The organism is Oceaniglobus roseus, assembly GCF_002869745.1.
Taxonomy (GTDB): Bacteria; Pseudomonadota; Alphaproteobacteria; order Rhodobacterales; family Rhodobacteraceae; genus Oceaniglobus; species Oceaniglobus roseus.
Genome location: NZ_PNOS01000009.1, coordinates 1 through 21052, shown reverse-complemented (window position 1 = coordinate 21052; position 21052 = coordinate 1). Strand labels below are relative to the sequence as shown.

The following is a 21052-nucleotide window of genomic DNA, read 5'->3' as shown; positions in this document are numbered from 1 at the left end:
TGCCGCAGGCGGCATCCCCGCGTCTCGACCCGGGCAGCGGTCCGCCGTGCCGCGCCCCGGCGGCGGCGGGTCAGGTGGGCATCAGCGCCCAGTAGTCGAGGTCGAGCAGGACGTGGGGCAGGTATCTGCCGTCCTCGCCTTTCAGGCCTTCACCCTCGCCCTTCACCGCGACCGTCCTCAGGCGGATCGCGCCGACGCCGGGGGCGGCGGTCGCGGCGGTGTCGAGCACTTCGGACCAGGCGCGCACCGTGTCCCCGGCGAGGCAGGGGTTGGCGTGGGCGCCACCGTTGAGGCCGACGACCATCTGCGCGTTCGCGAGCCCGTTGAAGCTGAGCGCGCGGGCGAGCGAGATGACGTGGCCGCCGTAGATCAGGCGGCCGCCCTCGCGCGCCGTGACGTCGAAGTGGACCTTCGCGGTGTTCTGCCAGAGGCGGGTGGCGAGCATGTGCTCGGCCTCTTCCACGGTGACGCCGTCGACGTGGTCGATCACCTCGCCGGGGGTGTAATCGCCAAGGCGGTGGGGTTCGCCGGCGAGGGTGAAATCGTATCCCGTGAAGTCGAGGCCTTGCGGCACCGCCAGATCCTGCGGGGCGACGGCGGCGGCGAGGTCGGGCACCACGGTGTCGGGCGCATCGCCCGGTGCGAGGCGCCGCACCATCACCCAACGGACATAGGACAGCACGGTCTCGTCGTGCTGGTTCAGCCCCCGGGTGCGCACCCAGACGACGCCGCTTTTCCCGTTCGAGTTCTGCTTCAGCCCGATCACCTCGGACTCCGAACGCAGGGTGTCGCCGGGCCAGACCGGGGCCAGCCAGCGGCCTTCGGCATAGCCGAGGTTGGCGATGGCGTTGAGCGAGATGTCGGGCACCGTCTTGCCGAAGACGGTGTGGAAGGCGATCAGGTCGTCGAGGGGAGATGCCGGCAGCCCGCAGGTCCGGGCGAACCGGTCGGAGGAGTAGAGCGCGTGGCGCGCCGGGTAGAGCGCGTGGTAGAGCGCCCGCTCTCCCGCGCCGACGGTCCTGGGCACGGCGTGGCGGATCACCTCGCCCACCCGGTAGTCCTCGAAGAAGCGGCCGGGGTTGGTCTTCGCCCCCCTCATTGCTGGCCCAGCTTCATCCCCGGCTCGTAGGGCTTGGCGATCACCTTTGTCACCGCCTGGGCGCAGCGCATCACGCCGTTGGCCGCGTCGAAGGCGTAGGCCGGGGAGCCGTGAAGCTCCCACCCCTTGCCGAGCGCGTCCGAGACCTTGTGGCAGAACTCCGACGTGTCGTCGCCCGTCAGCAGGCGGTAGATCATGTGTTCACGCAAAGGGGTTCACTCCGAGCCAGGTGTGGATTCCCGCCACGACGGCGAAGACGACGACGGTGGCGATGATCGCGGTGATCTCCTTCCTCACCGGCACCGGGTGGGCTGGGGTCCAGGCGGGTTCGGCCCGGTTGATCAGGATCACCTCTCCCACGGCCCAGGCGAGGAGGCCGCCGAACAGCAGGAACGAGGGCGTGTCGCCGTTCACCAGCAGGTGCGCCACCGCCCAGACCTTGACCGCGGTCAGCTGCGGATGGCGGATCCTGCGGGTGATCCGGGTCTTCGCGCCGCTCGAGGCGAAGAGGTAGAAGGCGAAGAGCACCAGCAGGTTGTTGATGCCGACCAGCGCGGCGGAAGGGCCCCAGAAGAAGGTCCCCTCGGCCCCGCGATAGCCGATCACCATCAGCACGATGCCGAGGACGGAGGCGATCGCGACGACGATCTTGCCCTTGTCGCCCGCCTGCGCGCGGCTGCCCGGGGCGAGCCGTTTCCAGTAGTGGCTGCCCGCCCAGAGGATCAGGCCGAGAAGGATGAGGATCATGTGTGCTCCAGCGCTCGGATGGCGTCGGCCTTGGCGAGGGTCGCCTCGGCGGTGACGATGTGCAGGTTCTCGACGATCTTGCCGTCGAGCACGGCGACGCCCTTGCCCTCGCGCTCGGCGGCGCGGAAGGCCTCGATCTGGCGCTGCGCCAGTTCGATCTGGGCGGGGGTGGGCGCGAAGACCTCGTTCGCGGTGGCGACCTGGGCGGGGTGGATCAGCGTCTTGCCGTCCATGCCGAAGGCGCGGCCCTGTTCGCATTCCGCGCGCAGGCCCGCCTCGTCCTTGAAGGCGTTGTAGACGCCGTCGACGCAGGGGATGCCCGCCGCCCGCGCCGCCATGAGGCAGCTCTGGAGCGCCGTGACCAGCGCCGCGCGTCCGTCGCCGGTATCGCAGCCGATCTCCTTGGCGAGGTCGTTGGTGCCGAGGATGAAGCCGCCCATGCGCGGCGCGCGCGCGATGGCGGCGGCGTTCAGCACGCCCGCGCAGCTTTCCATCATCGCCCAGATGGCCAGCCCGGCGGTGCCCGGGGTCGCGTCGAGCATCGCCGCCAGCGCGGCCACGTCGCCCGGCCCGTTCACCTTGGGCAGCAGCAGCGCGTCGGCGCCCGCCCCGGCCAGCGCGGCGACATCCTCGGCGCCCCAGGGGGTGTCGAGCGCGTTGATCCGCACCAGCCGCGCCCGCGCGCCATAGCCGCCCTCGGCCAGTGCGGCGGCCAGGGTCTGGCGCGCCGCGGCCTTCGACTCGGGCGCGACGGCATCCTCGAGGTCGAAGATGATCGCGTCCACCGGCAGGCTCCGGGCCTTGTCGAGCGCCCGCGCGTTCGAGCCGGGGATGTAGAGGACCGACCGCCAGGGCCGCGCCTTCGCCTCCGTCATGCCGATGCCTCCCGTTTCATCGCGCCGAGAACAGCACGCAACCGCGGCCCTTCGCAAGGACTCTTTTGCCGCAACGCAGCAGAGGGATGCGAACGCCGTGTTAAGCTCTTTCGGGCAGTCTAGCCGCAGTCTCGGACCCGCGCCGGGACGGTCCCGTCGCCGTTTCACAGGAGAATGTCCATGCACCGCGACGTCGTTGCCTTTTCCCTCGGGTTCGCCGGGCTGATGCTGGCCGCGCAGCGCGCCTTTGCCGAAGCGCCCCGCCCCGCCACGAACTGTGCCCCCCGCGCCGTGGTGGCGGAACGGCTGGCCGACCGCTATGGCGAGGTGCGCCAGTCCATCGGGCTTGGCGGCGGCAACCAGGTGGTCGAGGTCTTTGCCGCCCGCGACACCGGCACGTGGACCATCCTCGTCTCGACCCCCGCGGGCCTGTCCTGCGTGGTCGCCGCGGGCCAGGCCTGGGAGGCGGTGACCGAGACGCTTCCGCCGAAGGGCAACCCGGCCTGAGGCGCCGCCCTCAGGTCAGCGCGTCGAGGATCAGCTTGCAGCCGGTGACGGTCAGGAAGGCGTAGGTCAGCCCGAAGAACAGCCGCTCGTTGACGATGCGGTGCAGCCAGACCCCGGCATAAACCCCGAGGACCGCGACCGGCACCAGGTAGAGGTCGGCGATCAGGGTCTCGCGGCTGAAGATGCCGAGCGCGGTATAGGGGACCAGCTTGAACAGGTTGACCACCGCAAAGGAGATCACGGTGGTCGCCTGGTAGGTCGTCTTGTCGAGCTTCTGGGTCAGCAGATAGACCGCCGCGGGCGGTCCGCCGGCGTGGCTGATGAAGCTCGTCAGCCCCGCCACGGCCCCCCAGACGTATCCCGCGACAGGCCCCGGGCTTGCCCGCTCCAGCCGGATCCAGCCGCGGGCGCGGGCCAGTTGCCAGATCACGAAGCCCACCGCGACAACGCCGATCATCAGCCGCAGCGCATCGGCGTTGGCCACCCTGTAGATCGCGGCGCCAAGCGCCACGCCCGGCAGCCCGCCGAGGATCAGCCGCTTCGAGATGGCCCAGTCCCAGCGGCCCCAGAAGGGGCGGAGCGCGGTCGCGTCCATCACCAGAAGCAGCGGCAGCATCAGCCCGATGGCCTGCGCCGGCGGCAGGATGAGCGCCAGGAACGGCGCGGCGGCAAAGGCTGCCCCCGATCCGAATCCGCCCTTCGAGACCGCCGCGAAGAGCACCGCGGGTACGGCGAAGGCGAAGAATTCCGGGCCAATCTCGATCATCCGTCGCCCCCCTGCCGCCGGTTCACCGGCGCAGGCTTAGCGCAGGCCGCAGGGACCCGCCAGCCGGTGCTGCGTCGCGGCGCCCTTGCGCGACTCGGGCCGAATGGCTACCCACCGCGGCAACCGGAAACCAGCAAAGGCACTTTTCCATGGCCAGACCCAAGATCGCGCTGATCGGCGCCGGGCAGATCGGCGGCACCCTCGCCCATCTCGCCGCCATCAAGGAGCTCGGCGACGTCGTCCTGTTCGACATCGCCGAAGGCACCCCCCAGGGCAAGGCGCTCGACATCGCGTCATCCGGCCCCTCCGAGAAGTTCGACGCCTCCGTGACCGGCGCCAACGACTACGCCGCCATCGCGGGCGCCGATGTGTGCATCGTGACCGCGGGCGTGCCGCGGAAGCCGGGGATGAGCCGGGACGACCTGCTCGGCATCAACCTCAAGGTCATGAAGTCGGTCGGCGAGGGCATCAAGGAGCATGCGCCCGACGCCTTCGTGATCTGCATCACCAACCCGCTCGACGCGATGGTCTGGGCGCTGCGCGAATTCTCGGGCCTGCCCCACAACAAGGTCTGCGGCATGGCCGGCGTGCTGGACAGCGCCCGCTTCCGCCACTTCCTGAGCCTCGAGTTCAACGTCTCGATGAAGGACGTCACCGCCTTCGTCCTCGGCGGCCACGGAGACACCATGGTGCCGCTCGCCCGCTACTCCACCGTAGGCGGCATCCCCCTGCCGGACCTGGTCGAGATGGGCTGGACCACGCAGGAGAAGATGGATGCTATCATCCAGCGCACCCGCGACGGCGGGGCCGAGATCGTCGGCCTGCTGAAGACCGGCTCGGCCTTCTACGCCCCCGCGACCTCGGCGATCGAGATGGCCGAAGCCTATCTCAAGGACCAGAAGCGCGTCCTGCCCTGCGCGGCATGGGTCGATGGCGCCCTCGGCCTCAAGGGCATGTATGTCGGCGTGCCGACCGTGATCGGCGCGGGCGGTGTCGAGCGGATCATCGACATCAAGATGAACAAGGACGAGAAGGCCATGTTCGACAAGTCGGTGGACGCGGTGAAGGGCCTTGTCGAGGCCTGCAAGGGCATCGACAGCTCCCTCGCCTGAGCGGACGGCGAAGGACCGAGGAAGGGCCCCCGCGCGGGGCCCTTTTTGCTTTGGGCGCTGGCGGGATCCCTCCGAATCATCCTCGCGCCCCATCGCCGGGCCCGGCCGCGGGCGCTGTGATCACACCTGCATTTCGCGTGATCACAAAACCGGAAATTTTCCGCCCAATGATTCAAAAGCCCGACTTTAGGCTTAAAGCCCGCGCCGCGCCGTGTCATGGAAGGGGAAACTGACTTCCTCCAGAAGGATACGCGCCCCATGAACATCCACGAATACCAGGCCAAGGCCCTGCTCCGCTCCTACGGCGCCCCCGTGTCGGACGGGCGTCCGGTGACGCGGGCCGAGGATGCGAAGACGGCGGCGGGCGAACTCGACGGGCCGCTCTGGGTCGTGAAGGCGCAGATCCACGCCGGCGGCCGCGGCAAGGGCCATTTCAAGGAGGCCGACGCCGGCGAGAAGGGCGGCGTCCGGCTGGCGAGGTCCGTGGCCGAGGCCGCGGAGGAAGCGAAGAAGATGCTGGGCCGCACGCTGGTGACGCACCAGACCGGACCCGCGGGCAAGCAGGTGAACCGCATCTACATCGAGGACGGCTCGGGGATCGAGCGCGAGCTCTACCTCGCCCTGCTGGTCGACCGCGGCTCGTCCCGCATCTCGTTCGTCTGCTCGACCGAGGGCGGCATGGACATCGAGGAGGTCGCGGCCAGCACCCCCGACAAGATCCTGTCCTTCGCCGTCGACCCGGCCACCGGCTACCAGCCGTTCCACGGCCGCCGCATCGCCTTCGCGCTGGGCCTCGAAGGCCAGCAGGTGAAGCAGTGCGTGTCGCTGATGGGCATCCTCTACAAGGCCTTCCTCGAGAAGGACATGGAGATGCTGGAGATCAACCCGCTGATCGTCACCGACAAGGGCGACCTGAAGGTGCTGGACAGCAAGATCAGCTTCGACGGCAACGCCATGTACCGCCACGCCGACATCGCCGCACTCAGGGACGAGACGGAAGAGGACGCGAAGGAACTCGCCGCCTCGAAATACGACCTGAACTACATCGCGCTCGATGGCGAGATCGGCTGCATGGTGAACGGCGCAGGCCTGGCCATGGCGACCATGGACATCATCAAGCTCTACGGCGCCGAACCGGCCAACTTCCTCGACGTCGGCGGCGGCGCCACGAAGGAGAAGGTGACCGAGGCGTTCAAGATCATCACCTCCGATCCGAACGTGAAGGGCATCCTCGTCAACATCTTCGGCGGCATCATGCGCTGCGACGTCATCGCCGAGGGCGTGGTGTCGGCGGTCAAGGAAGTGGGCCTGAAGGTGCCGCTGGTCGTCCGGCTCGAAGGCACCAACGTCGAGGAAGGCAAGCGCATCCTGAACGAGAGCGACGTCGACGTGATCGCCGCCGACGACCTGCGCGACGGGGCGGAGAAGATCGTCAAGGCGGTGAAGGGGTAAGCGTTGTTCCGTGTCCCTGCCCCCGCCACCGCTTTGGCGGGGTGCATGAGATGCCTGCGACGTGTTTTCGGGAGGTCGTCGGGATTGCTGCAATTGGTTACAAGTAGTTTGGCGACCGCTGTTCTGCCCTTGTTCCTGTTCAGCGTTTTCGGTTCGCCGAAGGTCTATGACATAGTCGCCGTCGGCATTTTCACGACGCTTTCCTTACTCTGCCTCCTCAGTTTCTGGCTGTCCGCCGACCTCAGTTTCGGTGCCAACAACGGGTATCAGCCCATGGCGGCGACTGCCTTGGCCGTTAACATTCTGCTGGTCGTCATCCTCTGGATCCCTCTCGGATTTGCCTTTCGCAAATTCAATCGTTTCATCGATTCGGGAGGAAGCAAGCCGTGCTCATGATGTTGGTCGCCTCGGCGACGTTCGCAAGGCACGTGGTTTTCCGGGAGCAGTTGCAAGATGTTGACGGACGCAAGATGACGGCCGGGGGATCCGGGACAGACTCGAGGTCATGCGCAGCTTCTGGTGAGCGAAGGAAAGGATTGATCCCGCTTCCCTCCGGAATATCCGACAGCGATTACGGCGCGCATCGCGCGACCGTGGAACGGACAGGCTCCGGCGCACGTTCTCCGCTGAAAGGAGATATTTCCCATGCGCAACATCCATCTGCCCAGCCGTTCCACCATCGCGCCGCCGCCGCCCTCGTCGCGGGTGTCCCCGGCGCTGGTCAGCCTGGGGCTGATCGGGCTCGGCGCGCTGCTGTGGCGGTCGAAGCCGTCGCTGATGGACATGCCGGACCCGGTTCCGCTGGGGGACCACGCGGACGACACGCTGCTGCGCCGCGCCGCGCGGCGGTCGCGCGACGGGGTCTCGAGGATCGCGCCGGGCAACCTCGGCGTGTCGCTCGGCCGCTCGATGGTCGTCGCCGGGGCGGCGATGCTGCTGACGCGGCTGCTGGACGAGATCGCATCGGACGACTGACGGCCGCACGCCGCGCCGTCCACACGGCGCCGGGCCACTTCCTGTTCCGCGGCGCCGACACGGCCTGCCGGGTGCGCTCCGCACCGCGGCTCAGCTTTGCGCCGCACTCGGAACCTCCCTTCACCACACACCATCAACGCGCCCGGACCGTCGCCAACGGCGTCGGCGCGCCGGTCGGCCTGCGCGTGCCCGGCACCTCCCATCCCCGACACTCCGCCGCAGCGGGCATCCCCGCCCTGCGCGGCCACAGGACATAATCAGCAAGGATCCAGCCATGGCCATTCTCGTCGACGAAAACACCAAGGTGATCTGCCAGGGCTTCACCGGCTCCCAGGGCACCTTCCACAGCGAACAGGCCATCGCCTACGGCACCAAGATGGTCGGCGGCGTGACCCCGGGCAAGGGCGGGCAGACCCACCTCGACCTGCCGGTGTTCAACTCCTGCCACGAGGCGGTGGCGAAGACCGGGGCCAATGCCTCCGTCATCTACGTCCCGCCCCCCTTCGCCGCCGACTCGATCCTCGAGGCGCTGGATGCCGAGATCCCGCTGATCATCTGCATCACCGAGGGCATCCCCGTGCTCGACATGATGAAGGTGAAGCGCGCGCTCGCGAACAGCGCGTCGCGGCTGATCGGGCCGAACTGCCCCGGTGTCATCACGCCCGGCGCCTGCAAGATCGGCATCATGCCCGGCCACATCCACAAGCGCGGCTCGGTGGGTGTTGTTTCCCGCTCGGGCACGCTTACCTACGAGGCCGTGAAACAGACCTCCGACAGCGGCCTCGGCCAGTCCACGGCCGTCGGCATTGGCGGCGACCCGATCAAGGGGACCGAGCACATCGACGTGCTCGAGATGTTCCTGGCCGACCCCGAGACCGAGAGCATCATCATGATCGGCGAGATCGGCGGCTCGGCCGAGGAGGACGCCGCGCAGTTCCTGAAGGACGAGAAGAAGGCCGGGCGCTGGAAGCCCACCGCGGGCTTCATCGCGGGCCGCACCGCCCCCCCGGGCCGCCGCATGGGCCATGCCGGCGCCATCGTCGCGGGCGGCAAGGGCGGCGCCGAGGACAAGATCGAGGCGATGAAATCCGCCGGGATCGTGGTGGCCGACAGCCCCGCGGGCCTGGGCGAGGCGGTGCTGAAGGCGATCGGGTGACACCATGACGGGGCGCGCGCCGCACGGATCCTGCACAGATACCCCGCGACCGGCGCTCCGGCGCGGTGCGGCGGAGGCGCGGCCATGAGCTTCGCCGGCGCCGTGCGGACCTGCTTCCGGAAATACGTCACCTTCTCGGGCCGCGCCTCGCGGTCCGAGTACTGGTATTTCGTGCTGTTCATGTTCCTCGGCACCGTGGCCCTCGGCATCGTCGACTCGGTCCTCTTCGGCACCACCATGGTCGAGACCGGGCCGGGCCAGATGGCGGTGGCGTCGAACGGCCCCATCGCCGGGCTCTTCGGCCTCGCCACCTTCCTGCCCGGCCTTGCCGCGGGCTGGCGGCGGATGCACGACACCGGGCGCAGCGGGCTCTACGTCTTCTACCCGCTGATCGTCATGGTCGGCATCGGCACTGCCGTCGCCTTCTTCGGCGGCATCGGCCAGTTCCGGGACGGGGAGGCCGGGGTGCTGGCCGCCATCGTGCTGGTCCCCGCGATGATCGTCCTCGCCATCTCGCCGCTGCTGGTGCTCTGGTGGCTCACCCGCCCCTCCGAGCCGCGCGAGAACCAGTGGGGCCCGCCCCCCGCATGACCCTTCCCCCTCCGCCCCGATCCCACCGATTGATGAGGTGATCCCATGACCGACCAGTCCCCGAACGACGTCTTCCACGCCTCGAGCTTCATGCAGGGGCACAACGCCGAATACCTCGAACAGCTCTACGCGAAATACGCCAGCGACCCCCACGCGGTGGACGAAAGCTGGCGCGCCTTCTTCAAGTCCCTCGGCGACACCGCCGACGACGCGAGGGCCGAGGCGCAGGGCGCCAGCTGGACCCGCACCGACTGGCCGCCGCAGCCCAGCGACGAGCTGACCGCCGCGCTCGACGGCCAGTGGCCCGCCGCGCCCGCCGCCCCCGCGAAGGAGGCGAAGGCGGCCGCGCAGAAGATCGCGAACAAGGCCACCGAACAGGGCGTGAAGGTCAGCGACGAGCAGATCAAGCGCGCCGTTCTGGATTCGCTCCGGGCGCTGATGCTGATCCGCGCCTACCGGATCCGCGGCCACCTTGCCGCGCAGCTCGACCCGCTCGGGATGCGCGACCCGGGCGACCAGCCCGAGCTCGACCCCGCCTCCTACGGGTTCGAGGAAAAGGACATGGACCGGCCGATCTTCATCGACAAGGTGCTCGGCCTCGAGATGGCGACGCTGCGCGAGATCCTCGCGATCGTGCGCCGCACCTACTGCGGCACCTTCGCGCTCCAGTACATGCACATCTCGAACCCGGTCGAGGCCGCCTGGCTGAAGGAGCGGATCGAGGGCTATGACAAGGAGATCCGCTTCACCCGCGAGGGCCGCAAGGCGATCCTGAACAAGCTGGTCGAGGCCGAGGGCTTCGAGAAGTTCCTGCACGTCAAGTACATGGGCACCAAGCGTTTCGGCCTCGACGGCGGCGAAAGCCTGATTCCGGCGATGGAGCAGGTGATCAAGCGGGGCGGCGCGCTCGGCGTCAAGGAGATCATCATCGGCATGCCCCACCGCGGCCGCCTGTCGGTGCTGGCCAACGTGATGCACAAGCCCTACCGCGCGATCTTCAACGAGTTCCAGGGCGGCAGCTACAAGCCCGAGGACGTGGACGGCTCGGGCGACGTGAAGTACCACCTCGGCGCCTCGTCCGACCGCGAGTTCGACGGCAACAAGGTGCACCTGTCGCTGACCGCCAACCCCTCGCACCTCGAGGCGGTGAACCCCGTGGTGCTGGGCAAGGCGCGGGCCAAGCAGGACCAGCTCGACGATACCGACCGCACCAAGGTGCTGCCGATCCTGCTGCACGGCGACGCGGCCTTCGCGGGCCAGGGCGTGGTGGCGGAGTGCTTCGCGCTCTCGGGCCTGCGCGGCCACCGCACCGGCGGCACCATGCACATCGTGGTGAACAACCAGATCGGCTTCACCACCGCGCCGCACTTCTCGCGCTCCTCCCCCTATCCCACCGACAACGCGCTGGTGGTCGAGGCGCCGATCTTCCACGTCAACGGCGACGACCCCGAGGCGGTGGTCCACGCCGCCAAGGTGGCGACGGAGTTCCGCCAGAAGTTCCACAAGGACGTGGTGATCGACATCTTCTGCTACCGCCGCTTCGGCCACAACGAGGGGGACGAACCGATGTTCACCAACCCCCAGATGTACAAGCAGATCAAGAAGCAGAAGACGACGCTCACGCTCTACACCGACCGGCTGGTGGCCGACGGGCTGATCCCCGAAGGCGAGATCGAGGATGCCAAGGCCCGTTTCCAGGCGTTGCTGAACGACGAGTTCGAGGCCGGCAAGGAATACCGCCCGAACAAGGCCGACTGGCTGGACGGGCGCTGGAGCCATCTCGACAAGCAGGGCAAGAAGTACCAGCGCGGCAAGACCGCCATCAAGCGCGAGACCTTCGAGGCGATCGGCAAGGCGCTGGTCACGACGCCCGAGAACTTCGCCACCCACAAGACGGTGGAGCGCCTGCTCGACGCCAAGAAGCAGATGTTCGAGACTGGCGAGGGCTTCGACTGGGCCACGGCCGAGGCGCTGGCCTTCGGCGCGCTGCTGCTCGAAGGCTACCCGGTGCGCCTTGCTGGCCAGGACAGCACGCGGGGCACCTTCTCGCAGCGCCATTCGGGCATCGTGAACCAGGAGACGGAAGAGCGGTACTATCCGCTGAACAACATCCGCGAGGGTCAGGCGCATTACGAGGTCATCGACTCGATGCTCTCGGAATACGCGGTGCTCGGGTTCGAATACGGCTATTCGCTGGCCGAGCCCAACGCGCTCGCCATCTGGGAAGCGCAGTTCGGCGACTTCGCCAACGGCGCGCAGATCATGTTCGACCAGTTCATCTCGTCGGGCGAAAGCAAGTGGCTCCGCATGTCGGGCCTCGTCTGCCTGCTGCCCCACGGCTACGAAGGGCAAGGGCCCGAGCACTCGTCGGCGCGGCTCGAGCGGTTCCTGCAGATGTGCGGCCAGGACAACTGGATCGTCGCCAACTGCTCGACCCCGGCGAACTACTTCCACATCCTGCGCCGCCAGCTGCACCGCAGCTACCGCAAGCCGCTGATCCTGATGACGCCGAAATCCCTGCTGCGCCACAAGCTGGCGGTCAACAAGGCCGAGGATTTCCTGACCGGGTCCAGCTTCCACCGGGTGCTGTGGGACGACGCGCAGATGGGCAACTCGGACTTCACGCTGAAACCCGACGCCGAGATCAAACGCGTCGTGATGTGCTCGGGCAAGGTCTATTATGACCTGCTGGAGAAGCGCGACGCCGAGGGGCTCGACGACATCTACCTGCTCCGGATCGAACAGTTCTACCCGTTCCCGGCGCTCAGCCTCGTGAAGGAGCTGGAGCGGTTCAAGGGCGCCGAGATGATATGGTGCCAGGAAGAGCCGAAGAACCAGGGCGCCTGGACCTTCATCGAGCCCAACATCGAATGGGTGCTCTCGCGCATCGGCGCCGCGACCAAGCGGCCGGCCTATGTCGGGCGCCCCGCCTCCGCCTCGCCCGCCACGGGCCTGGCCTCGCAACACAAAGCACAACAGACCGCACTGGTCGACGCCGCGCTCGGCCTGGAAGGATAAGCACATGAGTACCGAAGTCCGCGTTCCCACCCTTGGCGAAAGCGTCACCGAAGCCACCGTCGCCACCTGGTTCAAGAAGCCCGGCGACAGCGTCGCGGTGGACGAGATGCTGTGCGAGCTGGAAACCGACAAGGTGACGGTCGAGGTGCCCTCGCCCGTCTCCGGCAAGCTGGCCGAACTGGTGGCCCAGGAGGGCGACACCGTCGGCGTCGACGCCCTGCTCGCCACCATCGCCGAGGAGGGCAGCGCCGGTCCCGAGGAGATGACGCCGAAGGCCAGCGCCGCGAAGGGCGCGAGCGCCGAGGCCGAAGGGCTGGCCGAGGCCGAGGAAGAGCCGAAGGCGGCACCGCAGCCCGAAGGCGGCAGCGGCGGCGGCGATGGCCAGACCGTCGACGTCATGGTGCCGACGCTGGGCGAATCCGTGACCGAGGCGACCGTGTCGACCTGGTTCAAGAAGACCGGCGACACCGTCGAGGCCGACGAGATGCTCTGCGAGCTCGAGACCGACAAGGTCAGCGTCGAGGTTCCGGCCCCCGCGGCCGGCGTGCTCGGCAAGATCCTCGCCGGCGAGGGCGAGACGGTGAAGGCGGGCGGCAAGCTGGCCGAGATGAGCCGCGGCGGCGAAGGCCAGGCGCACTCGGTCGAGGAAGGCACGCCCGAGACCACGGAGAAGCCCGGCGGCATGCAGGGCACCGTGGCGAAGGACGTGGAGGACGCGCCCTCGGCCAAGAAGATGATGGCCGAGAAGGGCGTCTCGCGCGATGCCGTCACCGGCACCGGCAAGGACGGCCGGGTGATGAAGGACGACGTGATGAAGGCGCTGTCCCAGCCGAGGGCCGAGGCCCCCGCGCCCAGGCCCGCCCCCCGCGCCCCCTCCCCCGCGTCGGACGCCGACCGCGAGGAGCGGGTGAAGATGACCCGGCTGCGGCAGACCATCGCAAAGCGCCTGAAGGACAGCCAGAACACCGCGGCGATGCTGACCACCTACAACGAGGTGGACATGACCGGCATCATGGAGCTTCGCAACGAATACAAGGACCTGTTCCAGAAGAAGCACGGCGTGAAGCTGGGCTTCATGTCCTTCTTCACCAAGGCCTGCTGCCACGCGCTGATGGAAGTGCCGGAAGTGAACGCCGAGATCGACGGCACCGACGTCGTCTACAAGCACTTCGTGCACATGGGCATCGCCACCGGCACGCCCACGGGCCTCGTCGTGCCGGTGGTGCGCGACGCCGACCAGATGTCCTTCGCCGCGATTGAGAAGGCCATCGCCGAACTCGGCGCCAAGGCGCGGGACGGCAAGCTCTCGATGGCCGAGATGCAGGGCGGCACCTTCACGATCTCGAACGGCGGCGTCTACGGCTCGCTCATGTCCTCGCCGATCCTGAACCCGCCGCAGTCGGGCATCCTCGGGATGCACAAGATCCAGGACCGCCCCATGGCCATCGGCGGCAAGGTCGAGATCCGGCCGATGATGTACCTCGCCCTCAGCTACGACCACCGCATCGTCGACGGCAAGGGCGCGGTGACGTTCCTCGTCCGCGTGAAGGAGGCGCTGGAGGATCCGCGGCGGCTGCTGATGGACCTCTGATCCGGCGGGCGAAAGCCCGCTGAAGGCCGGGCTCCAGCCCGGCCGCCTTCCCACTCCCGTCCCATCATCGCGCCACCATCGGCCCGGGCACGCGCGGTTCGCCGGGCCGCGGCCCGGTATGCCTCCCTGTCCCGATGGCTGGCGGTAGGCCCCGACGCCCCCGAAACCCGGTATTCGGGGAACCCGGACCGTTCCGGCCGCCTTGTTCCTGCGACAGCCGCGCCTCGGCGGGCTTTCGCCGACAGATCCTCGCGTCAAGCCCGAGGATGACGACACCGCAGGGACAGACCGCACAGCATGAAACGCACCCTCCTCCTTCTTCCCCTCCTCGCCGCCTGCATGCCGCAGGAGGTGCCCGAGGGCATGTCCATCCGCCACGTCGAATCGACCCGCCCCTATGGCGACCGCGCCCGCTGGCACCTGTTCGTCTTCGACCCCGCCGTGCCGCGCTCCCTCGACGAGCGGCTGAAGCTTGCCCGCGCCGCCACCGCGAACGACGGCAACTGCCGCTGGGTCGACGCGCCGAAGGACGAGATCCTCCGCCAGACCGCCGACCAGGGCGCCCGCTATGCCGAGACGACGCTCGCCGCGCCGCTGATCTGCCGGACCTGAAGCGCCGCCTGCCGCGTTGCGGTAGGATGGGTGATATCACCCATCCCAAGTCCACCGATGAAGGGCCCCGCCATGCAACTGCTGATCCGCCACAAGACCACCGATCCCGCCGCTTGGCGCCGGTTCCTCGACGACGACCGCGAGAACCAGGGCAAGGCGGGCCTCTCGATGCTCCAGCTCTGGACCGACGCGGGCGATCCGAACACGTTCTGGGCGCTGTTCGAGGTGTCCGACCGCGACGAGGCGCAGCCCTGGGTGGACGCGATGCAGGGCGGGCTCTACGACGACAGGGCGGGCATCACCGGGGCGGATTACCACTTCCTGAACACCGCCTGACGCTGCCTTGGCGCTGGGCTCGCCCGTCCGGACGAAGGACCGGGCGGGGCAATCCCGACCGGAATGCGCATCGCTGCAACCCGTCCGTGGCGGAGGTCTCTCGCCCCGGTCACGTGCCGGCCGGGACGTCATGTTTGACGACCCCGCGGACTTGATGGCCTTCTTCGATGACCGACAGCCACGGAAAGGCCCAGCATGACCCCCGAGCTTACCGCCCTGACCCTCGCCGCGCTGCTCCAGGCGCTCCAGTTCGCGCTCTATGCCGTGCCCGCCAACCGCGAGCTCGGCCCCGGCTACACCATGTCCGCCCGCGACCGCCCGCCCAGCCGCGAGATGTCGGCCGTGACCGCCCGCCTCGGCCGCGCCCTCGCCAACCATTTCGAGGGGCTGATCCTGTTCGGCATCGCCGTCGGCGTCACCCAGATGTCGGGCCAGAACACCGCGCTGACCGCCGCCTGCGGCTGGACCTACCTCGCCGCCCGCGTCCTCTACATCCCCGCCTACGCCCTCGGCTGGCGGCCCTGGCGCTCGCTGATCTGGGCCGTGGGCTTCTTCGCGACGGTCCTGATGCTTCTTGCCGCGCTGATCTGACCGGAAACCCTGTCCGCGGCGCGGCTTGTGCGCTATGGACGGGCCGAACACGCGATCAGGACTGCCCGAACCAAAGGAGACCCCATGTCCGCTTATGATGTCATCGTCATCGGCTCCGGCCCCGGCGGCTATGTCTGCGCCATCCGCTGCGCCCAGCTCGGCCTGAAGACCGCCTGCGTCGAGGGGCGCGAGACGCTCGGGGGCACCTGCCTCAACATCGGCTGCATTCCCTCCAAGGCGCTGCTCCACGCCACCCACATGCTGCACGAGGCGGAGCACAACTTCGCCGCCATGGGCCTGAAGGGCAAGAGCCCCTCGGTCGACTGGCAGCAGATGCAGGCCTACAAGACCGACGTCATCGGCCAGAACACCAAGGGCATCGAGTTCCTGTTCAAGAAGAACAAGATCGACTGGATCAAGGGCTGGGCGTCCATTCCCGAGGCGGGCAAGGTCAAGGTCGGGGACGAGGTGCACGAGGCGAAGAACATCGTCATCGCCACCGGCTCGGAGGTCGCGCCGCTGAAGGGCGTCGAGGTGGACGAGAAGACCGTCGTCTCCTCCGAGGGCGCCCTGTCGCTGAACAAGGTGCCGAAGACGATGACCGTGATCGGCGCGGGGGTGATCGGGCTCGAGATGGGCAGCGTCTACCGCCGGCTCGGGGCCGAGGTGACGGTGATCGAATACCTCGACGTCATCACCCCGGGCATGGACGGCGAGGTGCAGAAGTCCTTCAAGCGGCTGCTCGAGAAGCAGGGCCTGCAGTTCGTCATGGGCGCGGCCGTTCAGGGGGTCGACACCGCGAAGGGCAAGGCGACGACGCGCTACAAGCTGAACAAGGACGGCAGCGAGCACACGCTGGACAGCGACATCGTGCTGCTGGCGACGGGCCGCAAACCCTTCACCGACGGCCTCGGCCTCGACGCGCTCGGCGTGAAGATGTCCCCGCGGGGACAGATCGAGACCGACGCCCACTGGGCGACCTCGGTCAAGGGAATCCACGCCATCGGCGACGCGATCAAGGGCCCGATGCTGGCCCACAAGGCCGAGGACGAGGGGATGGCCGTGGCCGAGGTGCTGGCGGGCAAGGCGGGCCACGTCAACTACGGCGTGATCCCGGGCGTCATCTACACCCACCCCGAGGTGGCGAGCGTGGGCATGACCGAGGAGCAGCTGAAGGAGGCGGGCACGCCCTACAAGGCGGGCAAGTTCTCGTTCATGGGCAACGGCCGGGCGAAGGCCAACTTCGCCGCCGACGGCTTCGTCAAGATCCTCGCCCACAAGGAGACGGACCGCATCCTCGGCGCCCACATCATCGGCCCGATGGCGGGCGACCTGATCCACGAGATCTGCGTCGCCATGGAGTTCGGCGCCGCGGCGCAGGACCTCGCCCTGACCTGCCACGCCCATCCGACCTATTCGGAAGCGGTGCGCGAGGCGGCGCTGGCCTGCGGCGACGGCCCCATCCACTCCTGACGCCGACGCCACGCCGCGCGCCGACCAGCCCCGCCGGCCGGTCGGCGCCATCCTGCACGAACGGCGAGGACCGCGATTCCACCGGGCCCACGGCCTTCGACCGGGCCCCAAACCCCATTTTTGCTTCCCAAATATCCTCGGGGGGAGGATCCGCGCAGCGGATCCGGGGGGCAGACAGCCCCCCGACCACGGCCCCCAAGGCGCTGCCGGACGATCCGCACCCCCCCGAAGGCGACGCAGCCGCACCAAGGCCATTTACTTCGCGGGGCCCGCGCGCTCTAGAGACAGCTGAAAGCGTCGAGTGCCAACCATGCGCCAGCCCAAGATCCTGACCACCCTCAAGACCTACGACCGCCACCAGTTCGCGGCCGACCTCCTCGCCGGGGCGACCGTCGCCATGGTGGCGATCCCCCTCAGCCTCGCCATCGCCATCGCCTCGGGCGCCGATCCGGCGAAGGGGCTGGTGACGGCGATCGTCGGCGGCTTCCTGATCTCGGCCCTCGGCGGCAGCCGGGTGCAGATCGGCGGTCCCACCGGTGCCTTCATCGTCGTCGTCTTCGGCGTCATCGCCGAACACGGTTACGACGGGCTTGTGCTCGCCACCTTCATGGCCGGGCTGATGCTGCTCGTCGCGGGATATTTCCGGGCCGGGCGGCTGATCGCCTTCGTCCCCGAGGCGGTGGTGAACGGCTTTACCATCGGCATCGCCATCATAATCGCGACGAGCCAGGTCAAGGACGTCCTCGGCCTCGCCACCCCCGCCCTGCCCGCCGCCTTCCTCGAGAAGCTGCCCGTGCTCTGGGCGGCCCGCGACACGCTCAGCCTGCCGGCCCTCGCCGTCGCCCTGCTCGCCTTCGCGCTGATCCTCGCCCTGCGCCGCCTCGCCCCGCGCTTTCCGGGCCTGATCGTCGCGGTCGCCCTCGCTTCGGCCCTCGTCGCCCTCGCCGACCTGCCCGTCGACACCATCGCCTCCCGCTTCGGCGCCCTGCCCCGCGCCCTCCCGGCCCCCGCGCTCCCCGATCTCTCCCCCGCCCGCATCGTCGAGCTCCTGCCCTCGGCCATCGTCATCGCCTTCCTCGCCGGGATCGAATCCCTGCTCTCGGCGATGGTCGCCGACCGGATGATCGAAGGCCACCACCGCCCCAATGCCGAACTCCTGGCCCAGGGCGCGGCGAACCTCGGCGCCGCGCTCTTCGCCGGCCTGCCCGCCACGGGCGCCATCGCCCGCACCGCCACCAACGTCCGCGCGGGCGGTCGGACGCCGGTCGCGGGCATCGTCCACGCCCTCGTCATCCTGCTGGTGCTGCTCTTCGCCGCCCCGCTCGCGGGCGACCTCGCCCTGCCCGCCCTCGCCGCGCTGCTGATGGTCACCGCCTGGAACATGAGCGAGCCGCACAAGTGGCGCGGCTACGCCCGCGCCCGCCCCGCCGACCGCCTGCTGCTGCTGCTGACCCTGGTGCTGACCGTCACCGTGGACCTGACCGTGGCGATCGGCACCGGCACCGCCCTCGGCCTCGCCCTGCGCCTCGCCCGCCGCACCGGGAGCGGCGCCGACGCGGAAAGCGACTGGACCCCGCCCGAGCGCTGATCGCCCTCGCCGCTCCCGCACCCGGCCCCCATCTTTGCTTCCCAAATATCCTCGGGGGGAGGATCCGCGCAGCGGATCCGGGGGGCAGACAGCCCCCCGCGACGCCGGCCCAGATGCGCCGCCTCGCCCCGTCGGCGCCGGGCGGGGGGTGCGGGGGGCGGCAGCCCCCCGCCTCTCACGACAGAAGCAGCCGCAGCCCCTGGGTCACGTCGGTGCGCACGGCCAGGCGCAGCCCCGGCTCGTCCCCCGCGCGCAGCGCCGCGAGGATCATCCGGTGCCCCGCGGGCAGGTCGGTGCGCATCAGCCGACCGTAGAGCCGCCGCATCGTGGGGCCGAGCTGGAGCCAGACCGTCTCGGCCATGGCCAGCATCGCCGGTGCCTGGGCGCGGAGGTAGAGCGTGCGGTGGAACTCGAGGTTGGTGCGCAGGTAGCCGACGGCGTCGTGCTTGGCGATCACCTCGGCCAGGGTGCCGTTGATCGCCTGCAGCCGGTCGATCAGCGCGATATGCGCCCGCGGCAGGGCGCGCGAGGCCAGCTCGACCTCCAGAAGCGCGCGCAGCGCCCCCAGCTCCTCGATCCGCTCGTTCGACAGCTCCGGCGTCGCGACCCGCCCCGAGGAGGAGAGCGTCAGCGCCCCCTCGGCCGCCAGCCGCCGCACCGCCTCCCGCGCCGGGGTCATCGAGACGTCGAACTGCCGCCCGATGCCGCGCAGGGTCAGCGCCACGCCCGGGGCGATCTCGCCGTGCATGATCTGCGCGCGCAGGCTGCGGTAGACCCGGTCGTGGGCGGCCAGCCCCGAATCGGCGCGCTGCGGGTTCAGGAGCACGCCGGCCTCACGCGCGGAACCGCCAGCGGTGCAGGCTCGCGCCCTCGCGCCGCAGCCAGGCGCGGTGGCGGGCATGGTCGGGCATCAGGCCGGCCACCACCGCCCAGAAGGCGGGGGAATGGTCCATCCGCGCCCGGTGCGCCACCTCGTGCGCCGCGACATAGGCCAGCACCTCGGGCGGGGCGAGGATCAGCCGCCAGGAATACATCAGGTCCCCCGCGGCCGAGCACGACCCCCAGCGCGACCGCGTGTCGCGCAGGCTGATCCGCCCGTAGCCGAGACCGAGCCGCGCGGCATAGCCGTCCGAGGCCGCCACCAGCCGGTCCCGCGCCAGCGCCTTCAGGAAGGCCTCGACCCGCGCCCCGACCGCACCCGCCGCGCCCGGCACCTCCAGCACCTCGGCCCCGAGCCGCACCGCGCGCCCCGCCCCCGGCACCACCCGGCGCATCCGCCCCTCCACCGGCAGGACCGCGCCGAAGCCCACCGTCTCGGCGCCCGGCGTTCCGGCCAGCTGGCGGCGGATCCAGTCCTCCTTCTGGCGGGCGAATCCCAGCGCCTCGGATTCGGCCACCCGGCGCGGCAGGGTCAGCGTCACCCGCCCGTCGAGCCCCGACACCCGGAGCGAGATCCGCCGCGCCCGCGCCGAGCGGCGCAGGACGATGTCGATCGGAGGGTTGCCCGGCAGCACCGCCTCACCCATATGAACCTCCGGAAAGGGGTCGTGACGGCGCCGATCATAGACCGCGCCGCCCGCGCCGCGCCAGAGCCAAGAGGCCCGCCCGACAGGGGCCAAACAGGCTTTGACAGGCGGCGTCGCCTGTGGCATGGGCCTCTTTTCCGCCACGAGACAGTTCAGCAAGAAGGGGTATCCAATGCCCAAGGAAGAATGGGGCACCAAGCGGGTGTGCCCGACCACCGGCAAGCGGTTCTACGACCTGGGCAAGTCGCCCATCGTCAGCCCCTACACCGGCGAGGTCGTGGTCCTCGACACCGGCAAGGGCTCGCGCACCATGCTGGCCGACAAGGCCGACAAGGATGCGATGAAGAAGGACGTCAACGACGACGACGAGGTGATCCTGGACGAGGATGACGACGATACCGAAGTCGATCTCGGCGACGACGTCCTCGAGGACGACGACGAGAACGAGGACGTGTCGCTCGACGACATCGCCGACGTCCCGGTGGACGACGACTGAGCGCCGGTCCGGCCCGGTTTCCGGGGCCGGACGCCGCCCGCCGGAGCGGGCCGAAAAACACCCGCGGGGCACGCATTTTTCCGCTTGAACTGCCCCGCGTCATCCCATAGACCGCGCCTGTGACCGAAACGGCAGCAAGACGGCGCGGTCACAACGGGGCCTTAGCTCAGCTGGGAGAGCGCCTGCATGGCATGCAGGAGGTCAGCGGTTCGATCCCGCTAGGCTCCACCAAATCCCCCCGACAGCACCCGTCAGTGTCGCTACCGCGGCGAACGGATCGCATCTCCGGCTCAGGCCGATGCCGGCATGGTTCGCAGGCGTGTTGCCGATCACGATGCCTGTGAGGTGGAGGACAGGCCCACGATCCGGTCGAGTCCCGCCTGCGTGGAGTCGGCTTGAGTTGTCGAAAAGACCGGCTCTGTTGCGCAAATCACCTGGCGACCGAGGTTCCCCTTTCCCCGGACAGACTTATCCCACGGCCTCTGTGACGGGGATGCCGAGCGCGGTGTAGCCGTTGAGGACGGCTATGCGGACCTGGAGT

22 protein-coding genes and 1 tRNA gene are annotated in these 21052 nt (G+C 69.3%); 16 read left to right on the top strand and 7 right to left on the bottom strand.

The genetic code is table 11. The features are described 5' to 3' along the window. Positions 1–70: 70 nt before the first annotated feature. From A7B20_RS06340 to A7B20_RS06325, 4 genes are read right to left on the bottom strand one after another with little or no spacing between them, the layout of a single operon-like run. Positions 71–1099, bottom strand: a complete 1029-nt coding sequence (locus tag A7B20_RS06340) for a MaoC family dehydratase (protein WP_102107723.1) — start codon at positions 1097–1099, stop codon at positions 71–73. Then, the gene (locus A7B20_RS06335; RefSeq protein ID WP_102107722.1) at positions 1096–1296 is read right to left on the bottom strand and encodes a DUF1737 domain-containing protein; all 201 of its coding nucleotides are present in this window, start codon (positions 1294–1296) and stop codon (positions 1096–1098) included. The genes A7B20_RS06340 and A7B20_RS06335 overlap by 4 nt, the downstream gene beginning before the upstream one ends. A 4-nt stretch (positions 1297–1300) precedes the next feature. Further along, positions 1301–1846, bottom strand: coding sequence for an NnrU family protein (locus A7B20_RS06330; RefSeq protein ID WP_102107721.1), 546 nt, complete (start codon positions 1844–1846; stop codon positions 1301–1303). Continuing rightward, the gene (locus tag A7B20_RS06325) at positions 1843–2721 is read right to left on the bottom strand and encodes an HpcH/HpaI aldolase/citrate lyase family protein (RefSeq protein WP_102107720.1); all 879 of its coding nucleotides are present in this window, start codon (positions 2719–2721) and stop codon (positions 1843–1845) included. The genes A7B20_RS06330 and A7B20_RS06325 overlap by 4 nt, the downstream gene beginning before the upstream one ends. Before the next feature lie 180 nt (positions 2722–2901). On the opposite strand from A7B20_RS06325, the gene A7B20_RS06320 reads away from it, so the two are divergent. Next, positions 2902–3228: a hypothetical protein gene (locus A7B20_RS06320; RefSeq protein WP_245866626.1), complete on the top strand. Its 327-nt coding sequence runs from the start codon at positions 2902–2904 to the stop codon at positions 3226–3228. A gap of 10 nt (positions 3229–3238) precedes the next feature. On the opposite strand, the gene A7B20_RS06315 is transcribed toward A7B20_RS06320, so the two are convergent. Beyond that, positions 3239–3994, bottom strand: coding sequence for a sulfite exporter TauE/SafE family protein (locus A7B20_RS06315; RefSeq protein WP_102107718.1), 756 nt, complete (start codon positions 3992–3994; stop codon positions 3239–3241). A 149-nt stretch (positions 3995–4143) separates the two neighbouring features. On the opposite strand from A7B20_RS06315, the gene mdh reads away from it, so the two are divergent. The 13 genes from mdh to A7B20_RS06250 all read left to right on the top strand — a co-directional run bounded on the left by mdh (position 4144) and on the right by A7B20_RS06250 (position 18489). Further along, entirely contained in the window at positions 4144–5106 is a 963-nt protein-coding gene (mdh, locus tag A7B20_RS06310; RefSeq protein WP_102107717.1) for a malate dehydrogenase, read from the top strand. A 258-nt stretch (positions 5107–5364) separates the two neighbouring features. Further along, the gene (gene sucC, locus A7B20_RS06305; RefSeq protein ID WP_102107716.1) at positions 5365–6558 is read left to right on the top strand and encodes an ADP-forming succinate--CoA ligase subunit beta; all 1194 of its coding nucleotides are present in this window, start codon (positions 5365–5367) and stop codon (positions 6556–6558) included. A gap of 129 nt (positions 6559–6687) precedes the next feature. Then, positions 6688–6954: a hypothetical protein gene (locus tag A7B20_RS06300; protein ID WP_157937615.1), complete on the top strand. Its 267-nt coding sequence runs from the start codon at positions 6688–6690 to the stop codon at positions 6952–6954. A 249-nt stretch (positions 6955–7203) separates the two neighbouring features. Beyond that, positions 7204–7533: a hypothetical protein gene (locus tag A7B20_RS06295; protein WP_102107714.1), complete on the top strand. Its 330-nt coding sequence runs from the start codon at positions 7204–7206 to the stop codon at positions 7531–7533. Positions 7534–7807: 274 nt separating this feature from the next. Further along, positions 7808–8689, top strand: coding sequence for a succinate--CoA ligase subunit alpha (gene sucD / locus A7B20_RS06290; RefSeq protein WP_102107713.1), 882 nt, complete (start codon positions 7808–7810; stop codon positions 8687–8689). Positions 8690–8773: 84 nt separating this feature from the next. Continuing rightward, on the top strand, positions 8774–9280 hold the full coding sequence (locus tag A7B20_RS06285; protein ID WP_102107712.1) for a DUF805 domain-containing protein: 507 nt from the start codon (positions 8774–8776) through the stop codon (positions 9278–9280). Positions 9281–9325: 45 nt separating this feature from the next. Then, complete coding sequence (locus A7B20_RS06280) at positions 9326–12298, top strand: 2-oxoglutarate dehydrogenase E1 component (protein ID WP_102107711.1); 2973 nt, start codon at positions 9326–9328, stop codon at positions 12296–12298. A gap of 4 nt (positions 12299–12302) precedes the next feature. Continuing rightward, positions 12303–13889 carry a 2-oxoglutarate dehydrogenase complex dihydrolipoyllysine-residue succinyltransferase gene (gene odhB / locus A7B20_RS06275; RefSeq protein WP_102107710.1) on the top strand — a complete coding sequence of 529 codons (1587 nt, stop codon included), beginning with the start codon at positions 12303–12305 and terminating at the stop codon, positions 13887–13889. 297 nt (positions 13890–14186) lie between these two features. Further along, a complete protein-coding gene (locus A7B20_RS06270; protein WP_102107709.1) occupies positions 14187–14501 on the top strand; it encodes a hypothetical protein in 315 nt (104 codons plus the stop codon). Positions 14502–14573: 72 nt separating this feature from the next. After that, entirely contained in the window at positions 14574–14837 is a 264-nt protein-coding gene (locus tag A7B20_RS06265; protein ID WP_102107708.1) for a DUF3303 family protein, read from the top strand. A gap of 195 nt (positions 14838–15032) precedes the next feature. Further along, positions 15033–15428 carry an MAPEG family protein gene (locus A7B20_RS06260; protein ID WP_102107707.1) on the top strand — a complete coding sequence of 132 codons (396 nt, stop codon included), beginning with the start codon at positions 15033–15035 and terminating at the stop codon, positions 15426–15428. A gap of 84 nt (positions 15429–15512) precedes the next feature. Beyond that, the gene (gene lpdA / locus A7B20_RS06255; RefSeq protein ID WP_102107706.1) at positions 15513–16901 is read left to right on the top strand and encodes a dihydrolipoyl dehydrogenase; all 1389 of its coding nucleotides are present in this window, start codon (positions 15513–15515) and stop codon (positions 16899–16901) included. Between the two features lie 310 nt (positions 16902–17211). Continuing rightward, on the top strand, positions 17212–18489 hold the full coding sequence (locus tag A7B20_RS06250) for a SulP family inorganic anion transporter (RefSeq protein ID WP_102107705.1): 1278 nt from the start codon (positions 17212–17214) through the stop codon (positions 18487–18489). A gap of 175 nt (positions 18490–18664) precedes the next feature. Here the strand turns inward: A7B20_RS06250 and A7B20_RS06245 are convergent, their stop codons facing one another. Together A7B20_RS06245 and A7B20_RS06240 are read right to left on the bottom strand one after the other, a co-directional pair. Beyond that, positions 18665–19315 carry a GntR family transcriptional regulator gene (locus A7B20_RS06245; RefSeq protein WP_245866622.1) on the bottom strand — a complete coding sequence of 217 codons (651 nt, stop codon included), beginning with the start codon at positions 19313–19315 and terminating at the stop codon, positions 18665–18667. 7 nt (positions 19316–19322) lie between these two features. Further along, on the bottom strand, positions 19323–20015 hold the full coding sequence (locus tag A7B20_RS06240) for a M48 family metallopeptidase (protein WP_102107703.1): 693 nt from the start codon (positions 20013–20015) through the stop codon (positions 19323–19325). A 172-nt stretch (positions 20016–20187) separates the two neighbouring features. Here A7B20_RS06240 and A7B20_RS06235 point away from each other — a divergent pair, with 172 nt between their 5' ends. Then, positions 20188–20511: a TIGR02300 family protein gene (locus A7B20_RS06235; RefSeq protein ID WP_102107702.1), complete on the top strand. Its 324-nt coding sequence runs from the start codon at positions 20188–20190 to the stop codon at positions 20509–20511. Between the two features lie 155 nt (positions 20512–20666). Next, positions 20667–20742, top strand: a tRNA-Ala gene (locus A7B20_RS06230). Positions 20743–21052 lie beyond the last annotated feature (310 nt).